The organism is Solihabitans fulvus, from assembly GCF_008386585.1.
GTDB classification, from domain to species: domain Bacteria; phylum Actinomycetota; class Actinomycetes; order Mycobacteriales; family Pseudonocardiaceae; genus Solihabitans; species Solihabitans fulvus.
Map to the genome: position 1 here is coordinate 1 of NZ_VUOB01000464.1, position 357 is coordinate 357.

1 protein-coding gene is annotated in these 357 nt (G+C 76.8%); it reads left to right on the forward strand.

Features of this window, described 5'->3' with window-relative positions; all coding sequences use genetic code 11:
* Window positions 1–163 precede the first annotated feature (163 nt).
* Window positions 164–357, forward strand: a 194-nt coding sequence (locus tag F0L68_RS42050; protein WP_438672358.1) for a hypothetical protein, incomplete at its 3' end; no start/stop codon positions are given.

Consider the following 357-nt stretch of genomic DNA (forward strand, 5'->3'; position numbering starts at 1 on the left):
CAGTGACGGGTAGTGCTCCCATGAGCGACGGTACCTGGGTCCGAAGGGACCGACCGGTTAGCCCCCGCGGTCGGGGGGGAGCGCGGACCTCCGCCGCCGTGCGAAGATGGCGCGCCGCCGCCTGGTCGGCCGCTGCCCGCGGCCCCAACCAGGAGGACGCCACATGCCACGGTTACCGCGCTGGCTGCTGCCCGCGCTGCTCGTTCTCGCCGTCGTGCCGACGATCCCGGCCGCAGCCGCCGAACCGGCGCACCAGGACACCTGGCCGGCGCCGACGTTCACGGTCCTGACCCCGGATCCCCCGGTCGCCGCCCGCAGCGTCCGGCGGCCCGTCGGCGGCGGGCTGGACGACCCGGG